General features: G+C 55.7%; 1 protein-coding gene. It reads right to left on the bottom strand.

Going from position 1 to position 896, the window contains the following annotated elements; translation table 11 throughout:
- Nucleotides 1–868: transposase DNA-binding-containing protein (locus tag IVA91_RS15830; protein ID WP_275996512.1), on the bottom strand; the 868-nt coding region annotated here is incomplete at its 3' end.
- Between the last annotated feature and the right edge of the window lie 28 nt (nt 869–896).

Raw genomic sequence — 896 nt, 5'->3', positions numbered from 1 at the left:
CGATACCTGATCTCAAGAACGGCCTGGTCGGGATCGCCATTGCTGTCTCTGACTTCGATGCGATGGAGCCCTTGACGGCGACCTCGTCCATTTCGTCGGCGATCGTGTGATCCCCGTCTCCAGCCAAGCGGTCGACGCAAGTCCTGTTCAGGAAATGAGTTCCGATCTCCTTTGCTGCGCAGAAAAGCTCGTAGATGTCACTTTCGCGATCACCGATATGGATGCATCGTCCCGGATGATCCAAGAGTTGCGTAGACTGCTTGGGATTTTCCAACCACCGGACGCTTTCCTTTTTCTCGATGGGAATCCGGGGCGGATTGATCTTCTTTTTAAGCGCTGCCGTCCCCTTGAATTTCTTCCGGGTCCAGAACTTAACGGAAGCCAACCCCAGCGGCACCCCCTCGATTGTAACCGCGAGGCTCGAATGCATCAGAATGCCGCAAACCGTGTGCGATCTGAGGCGACCCGCCTTATCCCGTCCACTGTTGATGCTCTTGGTGATGCCGATCGCTTCTGACTTCTCGCGTCGATAGCTAAATTCGGTCGTGTCGTGCAGCACAAGAACGAGACCTTCAGTGGCGGCGGCACGATCACGTGTCGATTGGAAATGGCCGGCCAGAATGTCCGCTTCGCTGACCCGGTCATTAGAGAAGAAGCGGTAGGCTGCCTTGGTATTCGCCCAATCCTGGCAGACTAGCGGAATGCTTTGTCCCATGGCGCTTCCAATCTGCGTGAGCAGTTTGCGGAATCTGTCGCCGAGCCGCGCATCCCTAAACTCGCATCCACTCCTCTCTCGATCAATCCAACATTCACCTTCCAAGGACCGCAAACAGCCTTTTGCCGATCGATCCCTAAATGTCAGGCCCATAGAGCACCCTCGCGAATCAGGTGCTCAG

This window comes from Bradyrhizobium sp. 153, assembly GCF_023073835.1.
Classification (GTDB): Bacteria; Pseudomonadota; Alphaproteobacteria; order Rhizobiales; family Xanthobacteraceae; genus Bradyrhizobium.
Note: the sequence above shows the minus strand (reverse complement) of the source record. Positions and strands in the feature narration are given on the sequence as shown.